Source organism: Georgenia satyanarayanai (assembly GCF_009193135.1).
Lineage (GTDB): Bacteria > Actinomycetota > Actinomycetes > Actinomycetales > Actinomycetaceae > Oceanitalea > Oceanitalea satyanarayanai.
Map to the genome: position 1 here is coordinate 301423 of NZ_VUKC01000003.1, position 25245 is coordinate 326667.

The window sequence follows — 25245 nt, forward strand, 5'->3', positions numbered from 1 at the left end:
CTCACCCCTGCGGATGCGGCGGACCCATGCAACGCCTACGGTCGGAGCGCCGCTGACCGGAGGACATGACCATGAGCGAGAGCAGCACGACGGCGCAGCCCGACCCCCGCGAGGAGGGCGTGCAGCCACGCCGGGTCATCGTCACCGGCGCCGACTCCGGCATCGGCAAGGCCTCCGCCGTCGCCCTGGCGGCACCGGGCCGGCACGTCGCCCTCACCTGGCACACCGACGAGGACGGTGCCGACCGCACCGCCGAGGAGGTCCGCTCCCTCGGGGCGACGGCGCACGTGCGCCGCCTGGATCTCACCGACCCGCAGAGCGGCACGACCGTCGTCGACGAGCTCGCCGAGGCGATGGGCGGGGTCGACGCGCTCGTCATGTCCTCGGGCACCGGCAGCTCCGAGCTGCTGCTCGACATGGACTTCGCGACGTGGCGAGAAGTCGTCTCCGTGGACCTGGACGGCGCGTTCTGCTGCCTCCAGGCGGCGGCGCGGCACATGGTGGCCGGCGGCACCGGCGGGCGGATCGTGGCGATCACGAGCGTCCACGAGCACGCCCCGCGCGTCGGCGCGGCTCCGTACTGCGCGGCCAAGGGCGGGCTGGGGCTCCTCGTCAAGGTCGCCGCCCTCGAGCTGGCCGAGCACGGGATCACCGTCAACGCCGTCGCGCCCGGGGAGATCGCCACGCCGATGACCGGCCAGGAGGACGAGACGGTCATGGAGGGCAAGGAGCGACCCGGCATCCCGGTGGCCCGGCCCGGTGACGCCCGCGAGATCGCCGCCGTCGTCGCCTTCCTGTGCGGGCCCGAGGCCGGCTACGTCAACGGCGCCTCGTGGGCGGTGGACGGCGGCATGCTCCAGATGGGGCCGCAGGCGGGGTCGCACCTGGAGAGCAACGACTGGCGCCTCCCGTAGGGGCGTGCCTCCCCGAGCGACCTGCGCCGGCGCAGGTGGGCCGCTAGCGTCTGCGGGATGGACCTCCCGCTGCTGCCGCCGGTCGCCCCCATGCTCGCGAAGTCGGTCACGGACGTGCCCGAGGGTGAGTACCTGTACGAGCCGAAGTGGGACGGCTTCCGCGCGATCATCTTCAAGGACGGCGACGACGTCGAGATCGGCAGCCGCAACGAGAAGCCGATGACGCGGTACTTCCCCGAGCTTGTCGAGGCCCTGCGCGCACAGCTGCCCGAGCGCTGCGTCGTCGACGGGGAGATCGTCATCGTCAGCGGCGAGCGGCTCGACTTCGAGGCGCTGCTCCAGCGCATCCATCCCGCCGACTCCCGGGTTCGCCTGCTCGCGGCGGAGACACCCGCGTCCTTCGTCGCCTTCGACCTCCTCGCCCTCGACGACGAGGACCTCACCGCCCTGCCGATGGCGCAACGGCGGGAGCGGCTGGAGGAGGCGCTCGCCGGCGCCCAGAAGCCCGTCCACCTCACCCGCGCGACGACGGACACAGCGCTGGCCCGCGAGTGGCTCGACCTCTTCGAGGGCGCCGGGCTCGACGGCGTCGTCTCCAAGCCGCTCGACCTCACCTACCAGCCGAACAAGCGGCTCATGCTCAAGACGAAGCACGAGCGCACCGCCGACTGCGTGCTCGCCGGCTTCCGCTGGCACAAGAGCGGCGACGTCGTCGGCTCGCTCCTCCTCGGCCTGTACGACGACGGCGGACGGCTCCAGCACGTGGGCGTCGCCTCCTCCTTCACGATGAAGCGGCGTGCGGAGCTCGTCGACGAGCTCACCCCGCTGCGCCTCGCCGAGGGCGAGGAGCACCCCTGGGCGGACTGGGAGAACGCCTCCGCGCACGAGAAGAACCGGCTGCCCGGCGCGCAGAGCCGCTGGTCGGCCGGCAAGGACCTCTCCTTCGTGCCGCTGCGCCCCGAGCGGGTCCTCGAGGTCGCCTACGACCACATGGAGGGCACCCGCTTCCGGCACAGTGCGCAGTTCCGCCGCTGGCGGCCGGACCGGGAGCCGGAGTCCTGCGGCTACGAGCAGCTCGAGGAGCCGATGAGGTTCGACCTGGCCGACGTGCTGAGCTGAGGCGGCCGGCGCGTCGCGGCTCTCAGCCCGCGCCGGCCACGAGCGGCGCGTCGGACCGGAGGTCCGCCCTGCCCCGCCGGTCGCGTGAGGCCGACGCCGCAGCGGCCAGCAGCCCGGCCTCCGCCCGCTCCGCCCGGCTCGGTCGCATCGCGAGCAGCGCCCACAGGATGCACGAGAGGTCGACCACCTCCTGCAGCCAGGCGCCGACGAGCGCCGGGAGCATCCCCGCCGCGGCGACGAGCATGAGCGCGACGGACATGACGACGCCGATCCCGATCGCCTGCCACGCCACCCGCATCGTGCGCCGCCCGATGTGGACGGCGCGGGCGCTGCGGGCGAGGTCGTCGACGGTGATGACGACGTCGGCGGACTCGCTCGCCGCGCTCGACCCGCGAGCGCCCATCGCCACCCCGACGTCCGCGGCGGCGAGGACGGGAGCGTCGTTGACGCCGTCGCCGACCATCATCGTCGGCCTCGCCGCGGCGGTCCGGACGGCGTCGACCTTGTCCTGCGGGAGGAGCTCGGCGCGGACGTCGTCGATCCCCGCCTGCCGGGCGATGTGGCGGGCGACGTGCTCGCCGTCGCCGGTGAGCATCATCGTGGAACGCACCCCGGCGCGGTGCAGGGCGGCCATCGTCGCGGGGGTCTCGACACGCATCTCGTCCGCGAGCGCGACGTAGCCGGCGTAGCGCCCGTCCACGGCGACGTGCACCGCGGTGTGCCCCTCCGGTGGGCGGGGCGGCTCGGTGCCGGTCTCGCGTGCAACGAACCGGGCACTGCCGACGACGACGGCGCGGGCGTCCACGGTGCCGCGGACCCCGTTCGCGGGCACCTCGATGACGTCGGCCGCGCTCGGGACCGTCGCACCGCCCGAGCGGGCGGCGTCGACGACGGCGGCGGCGAGCGGGTGGCTCGAGTACTGCTCGACGGCGGCGGCGAGGGTCAGCAGCTCGCGCCGTCCGCTCCCCTCGGCGTGGACCGCGGTGACGCGGGGCTCTCCGTAGGTGAGGGTGCCGGTCTTGTCGAAGGCGACCGTGCGCAGGCGGGCGAGCTGCTCGAGCGTGCCGCTGCTCTTGACGATGATGCCGTTGCGCGCCGAACGGGACATGCCGCCCATGAAGGCGACCGGGGCGGCGATGATGAGCGGGCAGGGCGTGGCGACGACGAGCACCTCCGCCACCCGGGCCGGGTTGCCCGAGAGGAGCCACGCGGCGACAGCCAGCGCGAGGGCCCCGACGGTGAAGGGCACCGCCACACGGTCGGCGAGACGCACGAAGGGCGCTTTGGACTCCTGCGCCTCCCGGACGAGCTCGACGATCCGCTGGTACTGGGACTCCGCCGCGGTGGCCGCGGCGCGGACGTCGATGGCCTCGCCGCCGTTGACCGCCCCGGACAGGAGCACCTCGCCACGGTCGCGGTCCACCGGCAGGGGCTCCCCGGTGAGGGAGGACTCGTCCAGCGTGGCGGCCGCGGACTCCAGGACGGCGTCGACCGGGACAACCTCGTAGGGACGCACGAGGAGAAGGTCGCCGACGGCGACGGCGTCGACGGGGACGTCGGTGAGCCCGTCGCCGTCCCTGCGGTGCGCCGTGCGCGGCGCGTTCTCGAGCAGGCCCGTCAGCTCGCGCCGCGCGCGTCCGGCCGCGACGTCCTCCAGCGCCTCACCGCCCGTGAGCATGAGGCACACGACGAGTGCGGCCCAGTACTCCCCCACGGCGACGGCAGAGCCGATGGCGGTGACGGCGAGCAGGTCGATCCCGTAGCTGCCGGCCCGCAGGTCCGCCACCATGCCGCGCAGCTGCAGGAGCGCGACGACGACGACGAAGGCCGAGACCGTCCAGCGCGCAGCGACGGGCTGCCCGGTGACCTCCAGCACGGCGCCGACCGCCCCCGTCGCGAGGGTCGCGATCACCACCGGGTACTGGCGAAGGCCGCCGAGGAGCGTTCGCATGGCTCAGTCGTACGCCCGAAGGACGTACCTGTCCAGCAAGGACAGGCTCCCCTCACCCCCGCCGGCACGTTGCCGTCAGCGCTGGGCGTCCGCCAGTGCCGTCACGAGCTGGGCTCCCCACGCACGGGCTCGTGCTGGCTCTCCCTCGCGCAGCGGCCCGTCGGCCTCCTCGACCAGAAAGCCCTCGGGAGCTGCCACCAGGGAGAAACCGTGCTCACGCAGTCCGTGTGCGACGCCCCGCGCGGCGCCGCCCGCCAACGCGGACGGGAGCCGGGTGTCGAACGCTGCGGCGTGCTTCCCGGCGCTCGCGGCCGGGAGACCCGCCAGCCACTCGCGGACACCGGCTGCGATCTCGCCGTGGGTCCCCAGCTCCTGGGCGTGCAGCCGCTCCCGTGACCAGGGGCGGCTCATGCCGCGCACGTGTGTCGGGCCACCGACGACGAGCAGGTCGGCACCGTCCACCTGCTCGCGCGTCGCGTGGTCGACCGCCACCACCACCGCTGCCGCCCCCGTCTCACGGGCGCCGTCGGCGATGTGCGCGGCGATCTCGCGAGTCTGTCCGAAGTGCGTCTCGTACACGACAACCACGTCCATGATGGTTCACTCCCTGTCGGGGACAGCGTTGTCCGTCTCGCGCTGAGGAGACCGGCGCCAAGATGCGGGGCCGCTGAGCACGACAAGCATGCCCCACGCCGCGTCGGCCCGTAAAGAGCCCCGGAGCGCCTGGGCGGGAGGGGTTGACAGCGACGTGTGACCGGTGCGGCCGCGTCGTGCTCAACGCCGTCCTTGGCTCAGCCGTCCGCCCATTTCCTGGCGGGCACGACACTCGACGGAGACAATGGACCTCGCGGGGACGGGGCGCCGGCGGACGGCGCGCCGACCGCGACGGACGAGGAGTGGCAATGGTGGCGAAGCGGTGGAGCGAGCTCAGCAGGGGCCAACGCGTGGTGGTCGTGGCGCTCGCATCGGTGCAAGTCTCTCTGGCTGTCTCGGCGTGGACCGATCTCGCCGTGCGCAGACCTGAGCTGGTCCGCGGCAGCAAGGCGCGGTGGGCCGCGATCATCGCGGTGAACTTCGTCGGCCCGGTGCTGTACTACACGCGCGGGCGTGTCTCGGAGGAGCAGCCGGCCTGAGTCCCACGGGACTCCCGTAGTGCCCTTGTGCGTCGAGCCCGGGTCAGCCCCCGCGCGGCTGCCCCGCACGTCCGGCTGCCCGGACGGCCAGCACGATGACGACGACACCGGCAGCCCCGAGCACGAGCCCGCCGGCGAGGGTGGCCGCTGCGGCCGGGCCGAGCCACGGCAGGGTCGCGCCGGCGCGCACCGTCGCGTCCACGCCGGCGCTCCCGGCGGCGTCCATGACGACGGCGACGTACCGGCCCGGCTGAGGCGCGACGTCGAGCTCAACCGGGCCGGTGTCAGTGGCAGAGGCGATCCAGATGCCTGCCTCGGCTGGAAGGACAGCGGGCGGGCCGCCGTCGAGCTCGCGGTCGGCCATGCCGCGGGACTGCTCGGCCCGTGCGACTCCCTCGAGGTACGCGGCAGCGTCCCGAGCGGTCGCGATCCCGACGAAGACCTCGCCGTCACCCACGACGTCCAGCCGTACCCTCCCCAGACCTTCGTCGAGCCACGAGCCCTCGAGGACCACCTCGTCGCTGACCGCGGCGTACCCGGCGGTGCCGACCTCCCACGCCGGGGCCATCACGTAGCCGTCCTCCCGGGAGGTCTGCCAGACGATGAGGGAGACGCCCCCGACGACGCCGAGGACGCCGAGGAGCGCGGTCAGCGAGCCGGCCACGACCGCGACGACCCGGCCGGGCGTCCACGACGACCGCGGGGGAAGGCTCTGCGGATGGGTCGGCGTGGACGTGGTCCGAGTGGCAGGTGAGTCATCTGGGGGCGGCGGGCCACCGGAGAGCGTCATGCGCTCGGGTCCACCCTGGTCGAGTCGGAAGGGTGGGTACGCGTCGGTCATGAGCCCCGCGTAGGCGGCCACACGCAGCACCCAGCGGTTGAGCCCGAGGAGGAGGTCGTACAGCCCGCGCGGGTACATGCCGGTGAACAGCAGCGCCAGACCCGCGAAGAAGCCGAGAAGGGCGATGAGGCCGCCCTCCCAGATCCAGTACGGCCCCTCGATCTGGCGGGCGGCCTGCGCGCCGATGCCGACGATCAGGACGAGCACCGCGTAGTGCGGGAGCACCAGGAGCCACCACTTGACCAGGACAAGCCCGCGGGAGAGCCGCTCGGGGTAGACGACGTCGAGGTGGGCGGGGTACTCGGGGTGCTCGTCCAGGCTGAAGGGCGGGTACTGGTCGGTGCCCAGGGCGCCGTAGGAGTAGTACGCCACCCGCCAGCTCCACCGCAGCACGCCGACGTTGAAGTCGAAGATGGCGCGCGGGTAGCGACCGGTGGCCACGATCGTCACGAGGGCGACGAGGCTGAGCACGACGAACGCCGCCCACAGGACGGCGAGGACGAGGACGTGGGGGATGATGAGAACCCACTTGACGAGCCACAGCCAGCGCGACGGATCGTCCGGCGCCGGCTGGGCGTCGACATGGACGGGGTACGCAGACCGGCCTCCGACGACGGCGGTTGGCATCGCGATCACCTTCCTCGGTCTACCCACCAGGCTCGCCGCCGCAAACGGCCGAGCGCCAGGGACCAACGGCCCGTCCCCCGCCTGCCGGAGCGCGTCCGGGACCGAAGTCCGTGGCGCGAGCCGCCCACACGGGGTCCACCGGACGGATCCCGCCGCCGGGTCGTCGTGGACGCTCGTTGCCCCTTTACCGGGTGTGCCCTGCTGAGGGACGCTGGTGGTCGGCAGGCTCCGCCCATCCCGAGCGGGGTCGCTCCAGGACGACGAAGGAGTCTCCGACATGAAGGCGCTCACCTACCAGGGTCCCGGCCAGAAGAACTGGGAGGACGTACCGGACCCCACGATCCAGCATCCGACGGACGTCATCGTCCGCATCGACACCACGACCATCTGCGGGACCGACCTGCACATCCTCAAGGGCGACGTGCCCGCCGTCGCCGAGGGACGCATCCTGGGCCACGAGGGCGTGGGCACCGTGACGGAGGTGGGCACGGCGGTCACCACGGTGGCGGTCGGCGACCGCGTCATCATCTCGTGCATCAGCGCGTGCGGACGCTGCTCCTACTGCCGCGCGGGCCTGTACGCCCACTGCCTCGCCGACGAGGGCGAGAGCGGGATCGGGTGGATCTTCGGCCACCTCATCGACGGTACCCAGGCCGAGTACGTCCGGGTGCCGTTCGCCGACACCTCGCTGCACAAGCTGCCGGACGGCGTCAGCGACGAGGCCGCGGTCATGCTCTCCGACATCCTGCCCACCGGCTTCGAGATCGGTGTGCGCAACGGCGGGACGAAGCCGGGCGACGTCGTCGCCGTCGTCGGCTCGGGACCGATCGGGCTGGCCGTGATGATGACCCTCGGCCTCTACGGCGCCTCACGGGTCATCGCGATCGACCTCGACGACAACCGCATCGAGCAGGCCTTGGCGTTCGGCGCGACCGACGGGGTCAACAGCGGCACGGACGGGTGGCAGGACGAGGTCCGCCGGATGACGGCGGACGGGCTGGGCGTGGACGTCGCGGTCGAGGCCGTCGGCGTCCCCGCGACGCTGCAGTTCTGCACCGAGCTCATCCGCCCTGGCGGTCACGTCGCCAACGTCGGCGTGCACGGGCACCCGGTGGAGCTCGCGATGCAGGACCTGTGGATCAAGGACGTCACCATCACCACCGGTCTGGTCAGCACGTCGACCACCCCGATGCTGCTCAAGCTCGTCGCCTCCCGGAAGATCCCCGCGGAGAGGTTCGCCACCCACCGCTTCACGCTCGACCAGATGCTCGACGCGTACGACACCTTCGGCCGGGCGGCCGAGACGAAGGCCTTGAAAGTGGTCCTCTCGCGCTGACCGCGACGTGGTCCGGGGTACCACGCCACGGGCGGCCGGTGCGGCAACGGCGTCAGTACGCCGACTGCCGCTCGCGGCCGCCCTCAGCGCGGGACGACGCTGCGCGACCCGGTGATCGTCCTGGACACGTCCGCGCCGCCGGTGTGCCCGATGCTCCCGGAGCCGGAGATCTCGGCGTCGAGCCGTCGGGTCACCGTGCACCACCGACCCTCGCCCGGGAACCGGCCGTCCACGGTGGACACGGTCAGCTCGCACACCAACGCCGGGTGGGACGTTGGTCCCTCGACAGCACCCGGTCCGTGCCGGTTCGCTCGTGGTGGAGGTGAGCACCATGACCGCTCGGAGGCGCCCCGCTGCGATCCTCGTCGTGGCCGCCCTGGCCCTGGCGGTGGGAGGCTGCGCCGCCGGGGTCAATGCCGTCGCGGAACCCGGGGGTGCCGGGTTCTGGCTGGGCCTGTGGCACGGCATCATCCTGCCGATCACGTTCATCGTGTCGTTGTTCACCGACACCGTGAACATCTACGAGGTCGACAACAACGGCAACTGGTACGACTTCGGCTTCGTGCTCGGGCTCGCGCTGTTCTCCGGACCGGCGATGGCCCTCCGTGGGCGACGCTGAGCTCAACCAGCAGCGTGTTCTCCCGCCATCCTCTCGATCGCGGCGGCGCAGCACCGTGCGACGGCGGGACCTTCGACCCTGGTGGTCCGCTGGGCACGGTCCCCACGATGGGAGAGCCGTGCGACATCAGCCGACGGCGGGGACGCACCGGCCCCTTGGGCCCGACCGGACCTGGTCGGCTGTCCCGGCCGGACGCCCAACCCCTGAGCGTCACCGCGATCCCCGCGTTCTTCGACCCGGCACTGCACGAGATCCTCACCGCCCTGGAGCGGGCCGGAACTCGGCCCGCCGGTCCGCCGTTCGCTCGCTACCGCGGCCGTCCGACTCCCGACGTCGACGTGGAGGCCGGCTTCCCGGTGGACGCGCCGTTCGACGCGCACGGTGACCTCGCACCCGGTCGACTGCCCCGTGGCCCGGCTGTCTCGGCCGTGCACGTCGGGCCCTACGCGACACTCCGCCAGACCTACCGCGTGGTGGAGAGCTGGGCGACCGAGCACGGCCTGACGCTGCTGGACGACATGTGGGAGCAGTACGAGTCCGACCCGACCACCGAGCCGGACCCGGCGACCTGGCGCACGCGCATCGTGTGGCCCGCAGCCGACGCGCGCGGGCCCGACACCCGACCGGTTTGTCCGCCGGTGGCCGTCGAGCTGCTGCGGATCAGGTGCGGGACGCGTCCGCGATGGAGGAGATCGACTCGTCGAGCACGGCGTCGAACTCGTCCTCCGTCTGCGTCACGTGCAGCCCCTCGGTCAGCGCGCGCGAGAAGCTCGCGACTGCACCGTGGTTGCGAGCCAGCCGGGCGTTGGCCTCCGCCCGGCTGTACCCGCCGGAGAGCAGCAGGACCCGCAGCACGTTCGGGTGCTCGACAAGGTCGCGATAGAAGTCGTCGACGTCCGGGGGCGTGAGCTTGAGCATGACGAGCTGGTCTGCGGACAGGGCGTCCAGCTGCCGCGCGACACCGGCCTTGAGAAGCTCCTCGGCCCGCGCCTTGTCGGGTGCGTGGATGTCGACCTCGGGCTCGATGATGGGAACGAGCCCGGCCGCGATGATCCGCAGGGCGAGCGCGAACTGCTGGGCGACGACGGCGTCGACACCCTCGCCCGGCGCGCTGATCACCGACCGCATCTTCGTCCCGAAGATCCCGTGGCTGCGCGCCCGTGCCAGGAGGTCCTCGAGATCGGGAACCGGCTTCATCAGCCGGGCGGCGGCGACCTCCCCCTCCAGCCCCTTGTCCACCTTGAGGATCGGCACGATGCGCTTGCGCTGCCACAGGTACTGGGCCGTGGGCTGCCCGTGGAGCGAGCGATTCATCGTGTCCTCGAAGAGGATCGCGCCGATGATCCGGTCCCCGTCGAACACGGGGCTGGTCATGATGCGCGCGCGCATCTCGTGGACGAGGTCGAACATCTCGGCCTCGGAGGCGTACGCGGACCTCTCGATGCCGTAACGGTGCAGCGCGCCCGGGGTGCTCCCGCCGCTCTGGTCGAGCGCCGCGACGAACCCGACTCCGTTCCGCATCCTGTCGAACTGCTTCTCGTCCATCGCCAACACCCTCGTCAGGACAGCACTTGCCGCTGTGGCGGCACGCTCATCGTAGCCCTGGTGGACGCGCGGCGTGAGCCGCTTGAAAGGTCACGGGGGTCGCGTTCTCGAGGCCTCTCAGGGGGCCATGTCGGAGAGAGACTCCCCGAACTCCCGGGCCCGCCGGTAGTCGAGCATCGGCCGGGCGAGGAAGGCGCTGCGGTCCAGGCCGTCGGCTGGTCCTGAACGGCGCAGGGCGACCGGCCAGACGACACGCGTGCGCCACGTCATGGGATCGGGGTCGGTCGTCGGGTCGGACTCGTACTCCTCCCACAGGTCCTCCCGGAGCCACAGCGATCTGCCGGCCGCCCAGGTCGCGATCCGCCGGTAGGTGCGCGGCAGGTGCTCGTAGGGGCCGATGTGGACGGTCTGGACCGCGGGCCCGGCGGGCAGGTGGTCACAGGTCAGGCTCCCGGACTCGCTGTACGGGACGGTCAGGGAGAAGCCGACCTCGATGTCGACGACATCTGCCGGGCTGCCCCGGTACCGGACGAAGGGCGGGCCGGCCGGCTCGGCCCCTGCCGCGTCAAGTGCCGTGGCAACCCGGTTGAGCGCAGGACCGAAGAAGCCGGGCGCGGCCGACCGCGGAAGGACCCGACGGATACCGACGGTGGGGCGCGACACGAGGTCCGCGAGTGAGATGTCAGTCATGGAACATCCCGTGGCCGGGTGGATCGGGGAACGCGCGTCCTGCGCTGCTGTCCGAATTGTCCTCCGTCCCGCTAGCCCGTGTCGAGAGTCTCCGACTGGGTCATCCTCGGGGATCGTCAGCGGTGACGGCGGGGGCACGGACGGGTCTCGACAGACCGGCCGACGGGTGCCACGCTTCTCACGAGGGCACGGGAGGTCGACGATGACACACCAACGTGAGAGTGCGGTCGTCGTCGGTGTCGACGGCTCGGACAAGGACGGTCGGACCGTCGACTGGGCCGCCGACGAGGCGGCAAGCACCGGTGCCACGCTCCACATCCTCCACTGCTACCCCGTCCTGCCCGTGGGGCTGGTCGTCGATCCCACCGTCGACGCGGAGAACCGCGCCGCCGAGGTCGCCGAGCGGTGCGCCGGACGAGCACGCTCCCGCCATCCGGAGCTCGCGGTGTCGACCGAGGCGATCCTCGAGGACCCTGCGGTCAGTCTCGTCCAGGCATCCCGCCAGGCCCGCGTCGTCGTCGTCGGCGCCCGTGGCGTGGGGCGCATCGCCGGCCGGATGCTCGGCTCGGTGTCGCAGAAGGTGGCCGCACACGCCGCAGGCCCGGTGGTCGTCGTCCGCGACGTCGTCCGCGTGCCACGGGGGCCGGTGGTCGTGGGCGTCGACCCGCTCGACAGTGCGCCCCAGCTGCTGGACTTCGCCTACACGGAAGCCGCCCGGCGCGGGGTCAGGTTGCGCCTGGTGCACGCACTCGGTCAGTACGCCAACGACCCGTGGGGGCGCGAGGTGCGGGCAGCGCTCGCCGAGCACCAGGCACGAGCGCTTGCCCAGCTCGTGGACGACTGTGCCGGGCGCTATCCCGAGGTTCGGGTCGAGGTGTTCGAGCGCATCGGTCACCCCGTGGACGTCCTCACGGCGGAGAGCGCGACCGCCGGCCTCCTCGTCGTCGGCAGCCGCGGTCGCACCGGTCTCACCGGCCTGCGCCTGGGCTCGGTGGCGCGCGGTGTCCTCCATGAGGCACCGGTCGTCGCCGTCGTCCGGGTCGCACCCGCGCCCGAGACGGACCATGGTCCACGACCGAGGGCACGGTCATCCGGACCGAAGAACTGACCAAGAGCCACGGTCGGGCGCGCGCGCTGGAAGGTCTCGCCCTGAAGGGGGTCCGTGCGTGCAGGTCGCATCGCTCGGCGTCAGCCTGCGTGCGCGTACGCCAGCGTCAGCCAGCCGACGACCTCGGCGTCGAGCTCGCTCGGATCCTGCAGCTCCGGGTGGTGTATCCACACCTTCGCTGACGGGTGCACGACCTCCGTGAAACGATCCGAGGTCAGCTCGAGGGGCACGGCGATGGAGAGCACCGCTGGGACCTCACTCCTGACGTACTGTCCCGGACGTCAGACATAGGCGAAGCCGCGACGACGGCGGGGGCGGCAGGCGGGAAGCGAGTCGGCAGTCCGTCGCGCGAGTCCCGCCCGGTCCGTTCCGGACGGTCGCGTAGCTACCCGGGCCCGCGTCGGCGCGAGCGTCACCCGCCGCAGCGCGCGCGCGAGCGCCGCTCCACTCGCCATCATCACCGATGTCGGACATCCCGGCGCCTCCGCCCGGGTCACCTCGCCGTTTCCCACGGTGGGCGCGGGGGGCCTCGGGAGAGGCGTGGGACAGCGGGCACCACGATGTCCCGGGGGTGGTGCGTCACTCCGTGCGCGGCTGGTTCTCGGACCGCGGGACGACGAGGACCGGGACGTCGGCGAACTCCAGCACCTCACGGGTGACCGACCCGACGGCGGTCCGCCCCGGACCCCGGGCGCCGGACCTCCCGATGACGACGAGGTCGGCCTGCCAGCGGCGCGCCTCCGCGAGGACGAGGGCGGCCGGGTGGCCCCACCCGCTCGCCCCCTCGGAGGCCACCCCGCGCTGCTCGGCCACGGTCCCGACGTGCCGGAGCAGGGACGCCGCGGCGTCGCTGCTGCGGGTGGCGAGCCCGGTCCCGCGTCCCATCGAGGTGAGGGCACCGGCCGCCTCACCGTCACCACCGACGTGGAGGAAGCGGACCACGGCAGCCGTGTGCGCCGCGAGCGCGACGGCGACGCGCACCGCGGCCAGCGCACCGGGCGAGTCGTCCACCGCGACCAGGACCCTGCCGAAGACCCGCTGGTCCACCGGACTACCCCTCCCCCGCACGCCCCGTGCCGGCCGCCCACCGGAGCCGGAGGCCCTCGGTCCGCTCCTCCTCCTCGAGCCGCAGCTCGGCCTCCGCCAGTGCCGCCCGGAGCCGCGGTACCCAGCGGTCCTCGATCGCCCGCAGCCGCCGCCGGGTCGCGGCCTCCTGCTCCTCCAGCACCCGCACCGCAGCCTGCGCCGCCGCGTGCGCCGCGGCCGCGTCCAGTGCCCGGGCGCAGGCCTCCCTCGCCAGGACGAGCGCCGCACTCCCGGGGGCCGGCTCGTCCCCGGCCGGCTCGGGGAACACGCAGCGCGCGGTCACCGGGTACCGCACCCCCATGGTCTCCCCCCACGAGATCTCGACGGTTGCGGGCGCCGGTGCGACGGCCAGGTGCAGGGGTGCCTGCCCGACCAGCACCGCGGCACGCAGCGACCACCGGTGGGCCTCGGTCGTCGCCGCCACCAGCGCACGACCGGTGCGCTCGACCAGCAGGCTGTGGCTCTCGCGTTCGGTCCGCAGGATCCGCAGCTTGCGGTCGAGCAGCTCGCTCCCGTGCTGGGCGGTGGTGAGCCGGTGCTGCAACCACAGCCGCCCGGCGCGGCCGGGAGGGGCCTGGGAGACGCCGGCCATCACAGCCCCCGCTCGTCGAGGAGCGCGGCGGGCAGCATCGTCAGCTCGCGTCGCGGCAGGACCGCGAGCGCCTGCCAGGCGAGCTCGAGCGTCCGGTCCAGGGTGCGGGCCTCGTCCGGTCGCTGGTCGAGCAGGTGCGCGCGCACCTCGCGCTCGAAGCCGAGGTAGAGGCGATCGGTCGGGGCGAGCGCGTCGCTGCCCACGAGGTCGGCCAGCTCCCGGGTCTGGCGGGCGCGGGCGAGCGCGGCGAGCACCTGTGCCGCGACGTCGAGGTGGTCGGCCCGGGTACGCCCCGGCCCGGCGCCCTTGCGCATGAGCCTGGACAGGGAGCTCAGCGGCTCCACCGGCGGGTACACGCCCTGGGCCTGAACCTGCGGTGAGAGCACGACCTGCCCCTCGGTGATGTAGCCGGTGAGGTCCGGGACAGGGTGGGTGATGTCCCCGGCGGGCATGGTGAGGACCGGGAGGACGGTCACCGACCCCGGGCGGCCCCGAACCCGACCGCAGCGCTCGTAGAGCGAGGCCAGGTCGCTGTAGAGGTAGCCGGGGTAGGCCCGCCGGCCGGGGATCTCCCCGCGTGCGGCGGAGACCTCACGCAGCGCCTCGGCGTACGCCGTCATGTCGGCCATGACGACGAGCACGTGCCGGCCGGTGTCGAAGGCCAGGTGCTCGGCGACCGTGAGCGCCACCCGCGGGGTGAGGATCCGCTCCACCACGGGGTCGTCGGCCGTGTTGAGGAAGAGCACCAGCTCACCGGCGGCCGATCGCTCCTCGAGACCGTCGCGCACCGCCGCCGCGTCGAGGTGCGTGAGTCCCATCCCGGCGAAGACGACTGCGAACGGGTCCCCGCCGGCGGTGGCCTGCGCGGCGACCTGGGTGGCGAGCGCGAGGTGCGGGAGCCCGGCGACCGAGAAGACCGGGAGCTTCTGCCCTCGGACGAGCGTCGTGAGGGCGTCGATCGCGGACACGCCGGTGAGCACCGGCTCCGACGGCGGCTCGCGGTGGACGGGGTTGAGCGGGTACCCCGAGACGGGCGCCCGGCGGCGCCCGAGGACGGGCGGGCCGCCGTCGAGCGGCTCGGCCCGCCCGTTGCACACCCGGCCCAGCCACCCGTCCCCCACCGGGACGTGCATCACCTCGCCGGTGAAGCGCACCCGCGTGCCGCCGGGGCGCAGTCCCTCCGTCCCCTCGAGGACCTGGACGACGGCGAGGTCGCCGTCGACCTCGAGCACGGCGCCGTGCCGTGGGGAGCCGTCGCCGGTGTCCACGAGCGCTGCCTCGTCCCAGCCGACGCCGCTCACCCGCCGCACGACGAGCAGAGGGCCGCGCAGCTCGGTGATGTCGGTGTAGTCCACGACCACGGTCATGGCGGTGCCCCGAGGGCGGCGAGGACTGTCTCCATGCACTGCAGCACCCCGGCGGTGTCGTCGGGCGCGGTCTCCCGCGCCACGCGAAGCAGCGGTCCGAAGTCGTTCTCCTCGACCGCCGCGGCCGGCGTGCCCGCGGACACCAGTGCCGTGCAGCGGTCGACGACGGCCAGGACGGCCTCCACGAGGGCCGCCCCCTTGGCGGGCGAGCAGTGGGAGTCGTTGACGCTCAGTGCGCTCTGCTGGAGCACCCCCTCCCGCAGCAGCCGGCCACCGAGGATGACCATCCGTTCGGCCGGGGGGAGCGCACCGGCGCCGACGAGCTCGGCGAGGGCGCTGAGCCGGTCGGCGTCGGCGAGGAGGGCGATGACCCGTTCGCGCCGACGCGCCCATGCGGGGTCGCCCTGCTGCGCGTGCCAGGAGGCGAGTGCACTGGCGTCGCGGGAGAAGGAGCCCGCCCAGGCGACCGCCGGGTAGTGCCGGGCGTAGGCCAGGTCCCGGTCCAGCATCCACACCGAGCGCACGAACCGTTGGCTGTGGGCGGTCACCGGTTCCGTCATGTCCCCACCCGCCGGGGACACCGCCCCGATGATCGTCACCGACCCGTGGTGGCCGCCGAGGGTGAGGACGTGGCCGGCCCGCTCGTAGAACGCGGCCAGCGCCGAGGCGAGCCCTGCCGGGTACCCCTCCTCGGCCGGCAGGTCGCCGCTGCGCGAGGCGAACTCGCGCAGCGCCTCGGCCCACCGCGAGGTGGAGTCGGCGATGACGACGACGTGGTGGCCCATGTCCCGGAAGTACTCCGCAACCGTGACGCCCGTGTAGATGCTCGCCTCGCGCGCCATCATCGGCATGTTCGAGGTGTTCGCGATGATGACGGTGCGCTCCAGCAGCCGGTCCCCGGTGCGCGGGTCGGCAAGCTCGGACAGCTCGGCGACGACGTCGGCCATCTCGTTGCCGCGCTCCCCGCAGCCGACGTAGACGATGACGTCCGCGTCGCACCACTTGGCGACCTGCTGCAGGAGGACGGTCTTGCCGGTCCCGAAGCCGCCGGGGACGGCCGCGCTCGAGCCGCGCGCCACCGGGTAGAGCAGGTCGAGCACCCGTTGGCCGGTGTGCAAGGCCTCGGCGACCTCGATCCGCTCCTGGTGCGGCCGCGGACGGCGGACAGGCCACCGGCTGGTCACCCTGACCTCCTCACCCTGCACCCGGGCGACGACGGAATCCGCGTCCACCGGCCCCGGCGGCGCGACGTCGTCGACCACCCCGGCGGCGGGCGCGGCCACGCGCAGGGTGAGCGGGCCGTCCTGCACCGTGCCGAGCACCTCACCGGCCACGACGGCGGCACCGACGGACACCGCCGGCAGGAAGGGCCAGCGCCGCTCGTCCTGCCCCCACGCCGCACGCCCGGGTACCAGCCACGGTCCGGCCGTCACCAACGGGCGCAGCAGGCCGTCGAACACCCCGCCGAGCAGGCCCGGGCCGAGCGGGGCCGAGAGCGGCGCCCCCTGCGGGTGCACCGGAGCGCCGGGGGCCAGGCCGCCGGTGTCCTCGTAGGCCTGGACGGTGACCCGGCGCTCGGTGATCGCCACCACCTCACCGACGAGCCCACGCTCGCCGAGGAGCACGAGGTCGGACATCGCCACCCCGGGCTCGGGCTCGATCTCGACGAGCGAGCCGGAGACGCGCACGACGCTCATGGCGTCCACAGCCCGTCGGCGTCGGCCGCCGCAGCTGCCCGGTCGGCGAGATCGGTGAGGGAGGCGGCCGCGCTCCGTCCGGGGGCGTGCCCCACCACCCCGCCGGTCGGGATGTCGGCCACCACGGCGTCGGGGCCGAGGACACCGCCCACCCGCGCCACCGCCCGCTCCCGCCAGGCCGGGTAGGCCGGGTCCGCGCGCAGCTCCGGCAGCGCCGCCCGCACCCGCGCCAGCAGGTTCTCGTAAGCCTCACGCTGGGCGGCCAGCACCACCGCCCGAGCCTCTCGACGCGCCCGCGCCCGTTCCGCGGCCGCGAGCGCGGCGCCGTCGGCCCTGCCCTCGGTGCGGGCCGCGTCCCGCACCGCCCCGGCCTCGGTGCGGGCGCGGGCGAGGAGGTCGCCGGCCTCCGCGTCTGCCGCGGCGAGCTCGGCCCGTGCGTCGGCGTCCGCCCGGGTGAGCAGCGCGGCTCGGACGGGGGCGAGCAGGTCGGGTGCGGGGTCCCCGGCGGCGGGGTGTGTCGTCATGGCGGGCCCTCGGGCAGGACCGTGGTCAGCGGGCGCGGCCGGCCGGTGCGCGCAGGCCCGAGCGCGCGGGCGGCCCCCGCGGTGAGGACGACGACGTCGACGTCCCCGGGGAGGCCGGCCCAGGCGGCGAGCACGGCGCGGTCGTCGTCCGCGGGCAGGACGAGGGCACCGACGAGCCCGAAGGCGCCGACGGACGTCTCCTCGCCGAGGACGGCGATGCGGCCCATCACGCCCGCCCGAGGAGGATGATCGCGACGATGAGCCCGTAGATCGCGATGCCCTCGGCGAGGCCGACGATGACCATCGCCCGACCGAAGAGCTCGGGCCGCTCACTCATCGCCGCCAGAGCCGCCGACCCGGTGTAGGCGACGGCGATGGCCGCACCGAGGGACGAGCCGGCGACGGCGATGGCGGCGGCGATCAGCGCCGACCCGGCCGCCCCGCCGTCCGTGGCCGGCTCCGCGGCGGCCACGGTCTGCGCGACCCCCGGTGTGGCGGCCACGGTGACGGCGAGGATGGCGAGAGCGCCGACCAGGACCGCGACGTCGAGTCCGACGATGACGCGGACCGCGGTCCGGCGCCGACGACGCAGCAGCACAGGGATCGCGACGGCGGTGACGAGGACGACGGGCAGGGTCAGCACCCAGGGCGTCATGGGAGGCTCCTCGAGGTAGGTGCCGACGCCGGGGCCGCAGCCTCGGCGTCGAGCGGGACGTGCCAGGGCCGGAACGGACGGCCCTCGGCGGTGAAGATCCGGGAGAAGAGCTCGTAGTACTCCAGCCGCAGTGCCTGGACGCCCGCCACGAGCGCCTCGAGGGCGAACGTCACGGCGTTGCCGACGACGAAGAGCACGACGGCGCCGACGAGGCCGAGCACCCCTGCCCCAGCAAGCGCCGTCGTGCCGTCCCACACGACCATCCCGAGGGCCGCGTGCGTCAACCCGAACGCGGCGAGGCGAGCGAAGGAGACGAGGTTGGTGCCGAGCCGCAGGACGGCGTCGAAGACCTCGACGGTCGCCTGCGTCACGCCCGCACCTCCTCCGCCGGACGCCGCGAGGAAGCCGAGGAACGCCAGGGCCACCCCGGTGACCATGACGGCGACCCCGAGCGCGACGAGCAGGCCGTACCCGGTGGCGGCGCCGAGGACGATCCCACCGAGGCCCGCGAGGAGTGCGACGCCCGCCACCCCCGAGGCGGAGGCGAGCGCGAAGGTCCACCCGCCCTCCCGCCACCGGTTGACCGTCCCGATGGCCTGGGCAGCGGCGAGGAGCACCGCCCCGACACCGAGGGCCACGGCGAGCAGCGTCAGCGGCTCCTCGAGCGGGCTGAGCCACAGGACCGGCACCACGCCGGTGGGCCCGAAGAACTCGCCGTACAGGAGCCCGAACACGACCGCGCACGCGCCCGACCCGACGACGAACGGCCACAGCCCGCGGACGCGGGACAGGGCGGCGGGGCGGCCGGCGCGCACGAGCAGTCCCGCGAGGACGAGGAGCAGGCCGTGGCCGGCGTCGCCGAACATCATCCCGAACATGAGCATGTACGCGCCGGCGGCCACGACCGTGGGATCGACGTCCGCGTAGGGAACCGTGCCGTAGGTCTCGACCAGCGGTGTGAAGGAGCGGCGGGCGGTGCCGCCGCCCGGCAGGAGCGTCGGGGGGTCCAGTCCGCGTGGCGTCGGGGTCGGAACGACGGCGCCGCCCACGCCCGCCAGCCGTGCCGCGAGGGCGGGCACCTCGGCGGCCGGTGTCCAACCGGCGAGCGCGGCTGCCTCCCCGCGGACGACCGCCGTCCGGGCGTAGGTCTCCAGCTCCCCGGCGGCCGGTCCCTCCGCCGGGCGCGCGAGCTCGACCGTGCCGGCGTCGGCCACCTCGCGGAGCACGTCGTGCAGCGCCGCCACGGGGGCGACGAGAGCCACCCGCTGCATCCGCACCGGCTCGGCGAGCTCACGCCACGGCATCGAACGCCTCCAGCGCCGCTCCGGAGCCGCCCCGTGCAGCGCTCTCCAGGGCCGCCCGCACCCGCCAGAGGTCCGTCCCGAGGACAGCGAGCGCGCCGACCACCGCGCCCTGCCCGGGACGCGACTCCCGCAGGAGAGCGAAGCCGTCGTTCTCCACGCGGTGCCACCAGGCCGCCTCGGCACGCCAGAGGTCGGTGACGCCGGGGACGTCCTCCAGCACCCAGCGGGCGTCCCGGGGCAGGTGCGCGTGCAGCTCACGCGGGGGCTCGCCACGGGCAAGGAGGTCCACCGGCCCCGCACCCAGCACCTGCCGGGCACGGGAGAGGGTGGCCGCAGGCAGGTGACGTCTCAGGAGGAGCACCTCGCGGGACAGCAGGAGCACCGTCCCCCCGCGCGCCCAGTCGACCGCCTCGGGGACCCCCGCGATGACGGCGTCGGCCCACGCGAGCCGCAGCGCCAGAGCGAGCTCACGCCGCGAGGCCGCGCCACGGACCCGCCACGGGGAGGCGGCCAGGGCGGCGGCGGCAGCCGGCAGGTCGGTCGTGGGTGCCACTCTCGTCCAGGCGGTGCTGAGCGCGCCGAGGTGGTACGGCTCGAACGGTGTGCCACGCGTCCCGCGGGCAAGACCGGCGAGGTGGGAGTCGACGTTCGCCAGCTCGAAGGCCGCGGTGAGCAGGCGGACCGCCTCCACCCCCGAACGCGGGAGCCATCCCGCGAGTACTCGCGCGTTCCACAGGATCGCCTCGCCGGCGGCGTGCTGAGCTGCGGCCAGCGTCTGGTTCGGCCGGACGGCGTGGCCGTACGGCGAGCGCGCCAGCACCTGCAGCGCGGGCGCGAGGCCCGGGCAGGTGGCGAGGTCGCGCGCGCCTGCGGCGCCCACACGCCTGCGGGCCAGGGCCCGCGCCCGCACGGATCCGGCCACCCACCCGGTGCTCATGACTGTTGCTCCTCGGCGAGCGCCGCGCGCGCGATGCCGAGCGCCCGCTCCACGAAGCCGGGCAGCCGCTCCGCTGCGCGTGACCGGACGGCGGCCGCCTCCTGCTCGGCCGCCTGCCGCAGCGCAGCGGACTGCCGCGCCGTCTGCCGGGTCACCGCCAGCGCGGCGGCCGCACGCTCCGCCGGGGCGTCGCGGTGCGCCTGAGCGACGAGCGCCGCCGCCTCCGCCGCCGCCTGCTCGCGACGGGCCCGGGCCGCGGCGTGCGCGTCACGCCTGATCCCGGCAGCCTCGACCTGGGTCCCCGCGAGGCGCTCCAGCACGGGCTGCAGCTCGGCGGCCAGCTCGGCGGCGCGGTCGACCGGGACCCCGGTGACCGATGCTGCACCCGGCGCACCGGCGGGACGGAAGCGCCGCAGGATGTCTCGGGTCCGCGGCATGCGCCCTCCTCCTCGTGAGCACTGTGCGCATCCAGCCTAGGACGTGCTCGACGCCGACGAACAGGCCGAAGGTCCGGTACCTGTCGCTATGCGCCCCACCGCGGGCCTGTCGTCAGCGCGCCAGGTACCCGCCGTCGATGTAGAGCTCCAGGCCGGTGACGAAGGCGGCGTCGTCGCTGGCGAGGTAGGCGACACCCGCGGCGACCTCGGCGGGGCGGCCGAGCCGCCCCATCGGGGTCAGGTCGATCATCGCCTGCTCGAACGCGGTGCCCTTGGCGGACTCGAGGATCGGGGTCTCGATGAACCCGGGATGGATCGAGTTCACCCGAACCCCCTTGTCCGCCCAGTGCAGCGCGACGTTCTTGGTCAAGGTGCGCACCGCTCCCTTCGCCGCGTGGTACGCCGGGGACGTCCCGAACCCGCCGGACGTGCCGAAGATCGAGCTGATGTTGACCACCGCACCGTTCCCGGAGGCGGCGAGCAGAGCCGCGGCGTGCTTCATCCCGAGGAACACGCCGGTCTGGTCGACGGCCACGGTGCGCTCCCACTCGGCGAGCGTCGTCTCCTCGATGGTCTTGAGGTCGCCCATCCCGGCGTTGTTCACCAGGATGTCCAGCCCGCCGAACTCGGTCTCCGCCCGGGTGACCGCCGACCCCCAGTCCTCCTCGGAGGTGACGTCGTGGTGGACGAAGACCGCCCGAGCGCCCGCGGTGGTGAGCCCCCGGACGGTCTCCTGCCCCATCTCGTCCTGGATGTCGGTGACGACGACGGCCGCGCCCTCCTGTGCCAGGCGCTCGGCGGTGGCGCGGCCGATGCCGCTGGCGGCGCCGGTGACGAGCGCGACCCGTCCTTCCAACCTGTTCATCGTGCCCCCTCCTGGTCCTCGCTGCCGGTGCGCACATGGTCCCGCTGCTCGTGCTCGTCGACAAGGCCCTGGTGGGGGCGTGCGGAGCAGGAGTAACCTCGGCCGCAGCGACCGGGCCGAAGGTCACGGGTGCCTGTCGGTGCTCGGTCGTAGTCTCGGAACACAGCGGCAGTGCCGTCGCGAGGCGTCCCTGCCGTCCGCCTCAGGGGACAGGGTCTGTCGTGCGCAGAGGACTTCTCCGACTCCGGCGTCCCGGAGAGCACAGGTCGATGACCGGCGTGGTCGGCCTCGCCGCCCTCCTCGGTGTGCTCGCGCCCGCAGCGGGCGCCGCGGCCCAGGAGGAGCCGCGGGGCGAGATCGACCTCGTCCTGCCCGACCTCACCGCCACCACCGTGCTCGGCGGGGTGGCCGGGACCACCCTGCTGGCCGCCGGACTGGTCGTCTGCACGCTCGGCATCGCCTTCGGGGTGGTCGTCTTCCTCCGTCTGCGCAGACTGCCGGAGCATCCCTCGATGGGGGAGGTCGCCGCACTCATCTACGCCACGTGCAAGGCCTACCTCCGCCAGCAGGGCCGCTTCCTCCTCCTGCTGTGGAGCTTCATCGCCGCAGTGATCCTCGTGTACTTCGGGCTGCTCGTGGACCTCGCGTGGGGCCGGGTGGCGGTCGTCGTGGCCTTCAGCCTCGTCGGTATGGCGGGCTCGTACTCGGTCGCCTGGTTCGGGATCCGCGTGAACACCTTGGCGAACTCCCGCACCGCCTTCGCCGCCCTCGGCGGGCGGCCCCTTCCGGTCCACCGGATCCCGATGATGTCGGGCATGTCGATCGGCATGGTGCTCATCAGCCTCGAGCTCATGACCATGCTCGTCATCGTGCTGTTCCTGCCGCGGGAGATCGCCGGGGCCTGCTTCATCGGCTTCGCCATCGGGGAGTCCCTCGGCGCGGCCGCGCTGCGCATCGCGGGCGGCATCTTCACGAAGATCGCCGACATCGGCTCCGACCTCATGAAGATCACCTTCAAGATCAAGGAGGACGACGCCCGCAACCCCGGCGTCATCGCCGACTGCACCGGCGACAACGCCGGCGACTCCGTGGGCCCGAGCGCCGACGGTTTCGAGACCTACGGCGTCACGGGCGTCGCGCTCATCACCTTCGTGCTCCTCGCCGTCACCGAGCCGGCCATGCAGTCCGCGCTGCTCGTGTGGATCTTCGCCGTGCGGATCACCATGGTCCTCACCTCCGCGGCCGGCTACCTGCTCAACGACGCCGCCGTGCGGGCGCGCTACGTCCGTGCCGAGAGGCTCGACTTCGAGCGGCCGCTGACGACCCTCATGCGGCTCACCGCGGTCCTGTCGATCGCGGCGACCTTCGCCACGAGCCTGGTGGTCCTCGCGCCGCTCGACGCGGGGCCGCTGTGGTGGCAGCTCGCGCTCATCGTCTCCCTCGGCACCTTCGCCGGGGCGCTCATCCCCGACGCCGTGCGGATCTTCACCTCGACGGGGTCACGGCACGTGCGGGAGGTCGTGAAGAGCTCGCGTCAGGGTGGGGCCTCGCTCAACATCCTCTCCGGGCTGGTTGCCGGGAACTTCTCCGCGTACTGGCTGGGCATGATCGTCGTCGCCCTCATGGGTGGCGCGTACGTCGTCGCGGAGCAGGACCTCGCGTCCCACATGGTCGCGCCCGCGGTGTTCGCCTTCGGCCTGCTCGCCTTCGGGTTCCTGTCCCTCGGGCCGGTGACGATCGCCGTCGACTCCTACGGGCCCGTCGCCGACAACGCCCAGAGCGTCTACGAGCTGTCGATGATCGAGGACCTTCCCGGCGTGGACGAGGAGATCCGCCGGGAGCACGGCTTCCCCGTGCGCTGGGAGAGGGCCAAGGAGCTGCTCGAGGAGAACGACGGCGCCGGCAACACCTTCAAGGCGACGGCGAAACCGGTGCTCATCGGCACCGCCGTCGTCGGGGCCACGACGATGACCTTCTCCATCATCATGGCCCTGACGGAGGGACTGACGACGGGCCTGGACGGCCTCTCCCTCCTCCACCCGCCCTTCCTCCTCGGCCTGGTGGCCGGGGGCGCGGTGATCTACTGGTTCACCGGGGCGTCGATCCAGGCGGTGACCACCGGCGCCTACCGGGCGCTGGAGTTCATCCGCCGCACCATCCGGCTGGAACCTGGCGCGACACGGGCGAGCAGCGAGGACTCCCGCCGGGTGGTGGAGATCTGCACCCAGTACGCGCAGAAGGGCATGCTCAACATGTTCCTCGGGGTGTTCTTCGCCACCCTCGCCCTCGCCTTCCTCGAGCCGTACCTCTTCGTCGGCTACCTCATCTCGATCGCCGCCTTCGGGCTCTACCAGGCGATCTTCATGGCGAACGCCGGGGGTGCCTGGGACAACGCGAAGAAGATCGTCGAGGTCGACCTGCACGCCAAGGGCACCGCCCTGCACGACGCCACCGTCGTCGGCGACACGGTGGGCGACCCGTACAAGGACACGTCCTCGGTGGCGCTCAACCCGGTCATCAAGTTCACCACCCTCTTCGGTCTGCTCGCCGTCGAGCTCGCCGTCTCCCTCACGGCGCAGGGCCACCGGACCGCCGTCCTCGTCCTGGCAGCCGGCTTCCTCGCCACGCACATGTTCTTCGTGCACCGGTCCTTCTACGGCATGCGGATCGGGCCCACCGCCACGACCGACGAGCCGGCACCGTCCGGCGAGGACCGTGCCGCCGCCCCCGTGCGCGTGGGCGAGGGCCACGTCGTCCCCGGGAGGTGAGTGTCGTGCGCGTCGCTGTCCGCCACCACGAGGTCCGCATCACCGGCGACGGCCGTGTGGACGGCCACGACGCCGGTGCCACGCTGGTCCGCCGGCTGCTGCGGGTCTTCCCCGGCGCCCAGGTCATCGGCTCCCCCGCCCGGCACGCCCAGGGATTCGACGTGGTGCCCCTGGCCCAGGTGCGCGGCGCCGTCGTCGTCAACATGGACGTGCTCGACTCCACCTGCCTGTGGCGCAGTCTCCGCCGCCGCGACCCCGAACCCCGGCTGATGAACTTCGTCTGGTTGGCGCCCGCCATGTACGACCACTCCGTCGAGCTGGCGTCGCTCGCCCTGTCCTGCGCGCTGTTCCCGACCTTCTGCAACTCCGAGCGCACCGCCACCGAGGTGCGCGAGACGATCGACCGCTGGACGGCACCGCACCTGTCGGGACGGGCCCGGATCGCATGGGTGAACCTCGGGGTCCGGCTCGACCACGCCCGACCACGGCGTGAGCCCGCCGTCCCCGTCGTCCTCTACCCCGCCATCACGGTCACCGAGCGGATGCGGCCCGCGCTCTTCCGCCACGTGGTCGAGCGGGTGGCGGCCCGTACCCCGATCCGCGTCGAGGCCAGGCTCGAGGAGTCCCAGCTCGTCACCGAGCACGCGATGGCGCTCTCGCGGAGGCCGTGGGCGTGGGTCGGTCCGCTCACCGCCAGCCGGCAGACGTACTGGGAGCACCTGGCAGGGACGACGGCGTTCCTCGCCACGGCGGAGGAGGAGTCCTACGGGCTCGAGTACGTCGAGGCCCTGGTGGCCGGAGCCGTCGGGGTCTTCCCGGACCGGCCGTGGGTGTGGGCGCTCGTCCCGTCCGGCTACCCGTTCGTCTACCGGGACGCCGCCGAGGCCGAGACCCTCCTCCACCGGGCGGTCACCGAGCCGGAACGGTGCCGCACGGAGCTGGACCGCGCCGCCGGCGGCGACTTCCGGGCGTGGCTGAACGCCCACCACTCCGACGACACCTTCGACCGCGCCGTGCAGCACTGGGTGCGGGAGTGGTTCGGGGCCACCATGTCCGTCGCTGGCAGCGGGCCCTTGCCGGAGTGAGGTCCGCACGTCGGTTCCCCGGGCGCGCCTCACGAGGCTCGACGG

General features: G+C 73.6%; 25 protein-coding genes and 1 pseudogene. 9 read left to right on the forward strand and 17 right to left on the reverse strand.

Annotated elements, in window-relative coordinates:
- Positions 1-71: 71 nt before the first annotated feature.
- Complete coding sequence (locus tag GD632_RS06375) at positions 72-914, forward strand: SDR family oxidoreductase (protein ID WP_152189963.1); 843 nt, start codon at positions 72-74, stop codon at positions 912-914.
- 57 nt (positions 915-971) lie between these two features.
- Positions 972-2033: an ATP-dependent DNA ligase gene (locus GD632_RS06380; RefSeq protein WP_152189966.1), complete on the forward strand. Its 1062-nt coding sequence runs from the start codon at positions 972-974 to the stop codon at positions 2031-2033.
- A 22-nt stretch (positions 2034-2055) separates the two neighbouring features.
- On the opposite strand, the gene GD632_RS06385 is transcribed toward GD632_RS06380, so the two are convergent.
- Together GD632_RS06385 and GD632_RS06390 are read right to left on the reverse strand one after the other, a co-directional pair.
- Positions 2056-3984 carry a heavy metal translocating P-type ATPase gene (locus GD632_RS06385; RefSeq protein ID WP_152189968.1) on the reverse strand — a complete coding sequence of 643 codons (1929 nt, stop codon included), beginning with the start codon at positions 3982-3984 and terminating at the stop codon, positions 2056-2058.
- A gap of 75 nt (positions 3985-4059) precedes the next feature.
- The gene (locus tag GD632_RS06390) at positions 4060-4578 is read right to left on the reverse strand and encodes a flavodoxin domain-containing protein (RefSeq protein WP_152189970.1); all 519 of its coding nucleotides are present in this window, start codon (positions 4576-4578) and stop codon (positions 4060-4062) included.
- Positions 4579-4994: 416 nt separating this feature from the next.
- On the opposite strand from GD632_RS06390, the gene GD632_RS16385 reads away from it, so the two are divergent.
- Positions 4995-5117 carry a hypothetical protein gene (locus tag GD632_RS16385; protein ID WP_264371880.1) on the forward strand — a complete coding sequence of 41 codons (123 nt, stop codon included), beginning with the start codon at positions 4995-4997 and terminating at the stop codon, positions 5115-5117.
- Between the two features lie 43 nt (positions 5118-5160).
- Here the strand turns inward: GD632_RS16385 and GD632_RS06400 are convergent, their stop codons facing one another.
- Entirely contained in the window at positions 5161-6585 is a 1425-nt protein-coding gene (locus tag GD632_RS06400; protein ID WP_152189975.1) for a DUF4389 domain-containing protein, read from the reverse strand.
- Between the two features lie 277 nt (positions 6586-6862).
- On the opposite strand from GD632_RS06400, the gene GD632_RS06405 reads away from it, so the two are divergent.
- From GD632_RS06405 to GD632_RS16480, 3 genes and pseudogenes are all read left to right on the forward strand, one after another.
- Positions 6863-7921, forward strand: a complete 1059-nt coding sequence (locus GD632_RS06405; RefSeq protein ID WP_152189978.1) for a zinc-dependent alcohol dehydrogenase family protein — start codon at positions 6863-6865, stop codon at positions 7919-7921.
- 331 nt (positions 7922-8252) lie between these two features.
- Complete coding sequence (locus tag GD632_RS06410; protein WP_152189980.1) at positions 8253-8540, forward strand: hypothetical protein; 288 nt, start codon at positions 8253-8255, stop codon at positions 8538-8540.
- 107 nt (positions 8541-8647) lie between these two features.
- Positions 8648-9121: pseudogene (locus GD632_RS16480) on the forward strand (GyrI-like domain-containing protein); the annotation flags it as partial.
- Between the two features lie 79 nt (positions 9122-9200).
- Here the strand turns inward: GD632_RS16480 and GD632_RS06420 are convergent.
- Entirely contained in the window at positions 9201-10085 is an 885-nt protein-coding gene (locus tag GD632_RS06420) for a fructose bisphosphate aldolase (protein WP_152189985.1), read from the reverse strand.
- Between the two features lie 117 nt (positions 10086-10202).
- Positions 10203-10775, reverse strand: coding sequence for a GyrI-like domain-containing protein (locus GD632_RS15925; RefSeq protein WP_193311371.1), 573 nt, complete (start codon positions 10773-10775; stop codon positions 10203-10205).
- Between the two features lie 202 nt (positions 10776-10977).
- Between GD632_RS15925 and GD632_RS15930 the strand changes: the two genes are divergently transcribed.
- Positions 10978-11883, forward strand: a complete 906-nt coding sequence (locus tag GD632_RS15930) for a universal stress protein (protein ID WP_193311372.1) — start codon at positions 10978-10980, stop codon at positions 11881-11883.
- An 80-nt stretch (positions 11884-11963) separates the two neighbouring features.
- On the opposite strand, the gene GD632_RS06435 is transcribed toward GD632_RS15930, so the two are convergent.
- From GD632_RS06435 to GD632_RS06495, 12 genes are all read right to left on the reverse strand, one after another.
- A complete protein-coding gene (locus GD632_RS06435) occupies positions 11964-12128 on the reverse strand; it encodes a DUF5655 domain-containing protein (protein WP_193311373.1) in 165 nt (54 codons plus the stop codon).
- A gap of 334 nt (positions 12129-12462) precedes the next feature.
- Positions 12463-12930: a universal stress protein gene (locus GD632_RS06440; protein WP_193311374.1), complete on the reverse strand. Its 468-nt coding sequence runs from the start codon at positions 12928-12930 to the stop codon at positions 12463-12465.
- A 4-nt stretch (positions 12931-12934) separates the two neighbouring features.
- Positions 12935-13561, reverse strand: a complete 627-nt coding sequence (locus GD632_RS06445; RefSeq protein WP_152189992.1) for a V-type ATP synthase subunit D — start codon at positions 13559-13561, stop codon at positions 12935-12937.
- Positions 13561-14928 (reverse strand): V-type ATP synthase subunit B, encoded by a 1368-nt coding sequence (locus GD632_RS06450; RefSeq protein ID WP_152189994.1) that lies wholly within the window; start codon positions 14926-14928, stop codon positions 13561-13563. The genes GD632_RS06445 and GD632_RS06450 overlap by 1 nt, the downstream gene beginning before the upstream one ends.
- The gene (locus GD632_RS06455; RefSeq protein WP_152189997.1) at positions 14925-16625 is read right to left on the reverse strand and encodes a V-type ATP synthase subunit A; all 1701 of its coding nucleotides are present in this window, start codon (positions 16623-16625) and stop codon (positions 14925-14927) included. Before GD632_RS06455 ends, GD632_RS06450 begins: the two co-directional genes overlap by 4 nt.
- Positions 16622-17149, reverse strand: coding sequence for a hypothetical protein (locus GD632_RS06460; protein WP_152189999.1), 528 nt, complete (start codon positions 17147-17149; stop codon positions 16622-16624). The genes GD632_RS06455 and GD632_RS06460 overlap by 4 nt, the downstream gene beginning before the upstream one ends.
- The gene (locus GD632_RS06465; RefSeq protein WP_226924671.1) at positions 17146-17379 is read right to left on the reverse strand and encodes a hypothetical protein; all 234 of its coding nucleotides are present in this window, start codon (positions 17377-17379) and stop codon (positions 17146-17148) included. The genes GD632_RS06460 and GD632_RS06465 overlap by 4 nt, the downstream gene beginning before the upstream one ends.
- Positions 17376-17804, reverse strand: a complete 429-nt coding sequence (locus GD632_RS06470; protein WP_152190004.1) for an ATP synthase subunit C — start codon at positions 17802-17804, stop codon at positions 17376-17378. The genes GD632_RS06465 and GD632_RS06470 overlap by 4 nt, the downstream gene beginning before the upstream one ends.
- Positions 17801-19108 (reverse strand): V-type ATPase 116kDa subunit family protein, encoded by a 1308-nt coding sequence (locus tag GD632_RS06475; protein WP_152190006.1) that lies wholly within the window; start codon positions 19106-19108, stop codon positions 17801-17803. The genes GD632_RS06470 and GD632_RS06475 overlap by 4 nt, the downstream gene beginning before the upstream one ends.
- Positions 19095-20045, reverse strand: a complete 951-nt coding sequence (locus GD632_RS15935) for a hypothetical protein (RefSeq protein WP_193311375.1) — start codon at positions 20043-20045, stop codon at positions 19095-19097. The genes GD632_RS06475 and GD632_RS15935 overlap by 14 nt, the downstream gene beginning before the upstream one ends.
- Entirely contained in the window at positions 20042-20482 is a 441-nt protein-coding gene (locus tag GD632_RS06490) for a hypothetical protein (protein ID WP_152190012.1), read from the reverse strand. Before GD632_RS06490 ends, GD632_RS15935 begins: the two co-directional genes overlap by 4 nt.
- A gap of 112 nt (positions 20483-20594) precedes the next feature.
- Positions 20595-21347 carry an SDR family NAD(P)-dependent oxidoreductase gene (locus GD632_RS06495; protein ID WP_152190014.1) on the reverse strand — a complete coding sequence of 251 codons (753 nt, stop codon included), beginning with the start codon at positions 21345-21347 and terminating at the stop codon, positions 20595-20597.
- Positions 21348-21616: 269 nt separating this feature from the next.
- On the opposite strand from GD632_RS06495, the gene GD632_RS06500 reads away from it, so the two are divergent.
- Both GD632_RS06500 and GD632_RS06505 read left to right on the forward strand, forming a co-directional pair.
- A complete protein-coding gene (locus tag GD632_RS06500) occupies positions 21617-24115 on the forward strand; it encodes a sodium-translocating pyrophosphatase (RefSeq protein ID WP_152190017.1) in 2499 nt (832 codons plus the stop codon).
- A gap of 5 nt (positions 24116-24120) precedes the next feature.
- Entirely contained in the window at positions 24121-25200 is a 1080-nt protein-coding gene (locus GD632_RS06505) for a glycosyltransferase family 1 protein (RefSeq protein ID WP_152190020.1), read from the forward strand.
- Positions 25201-25245: the final 45 nt, after the last annotated feature.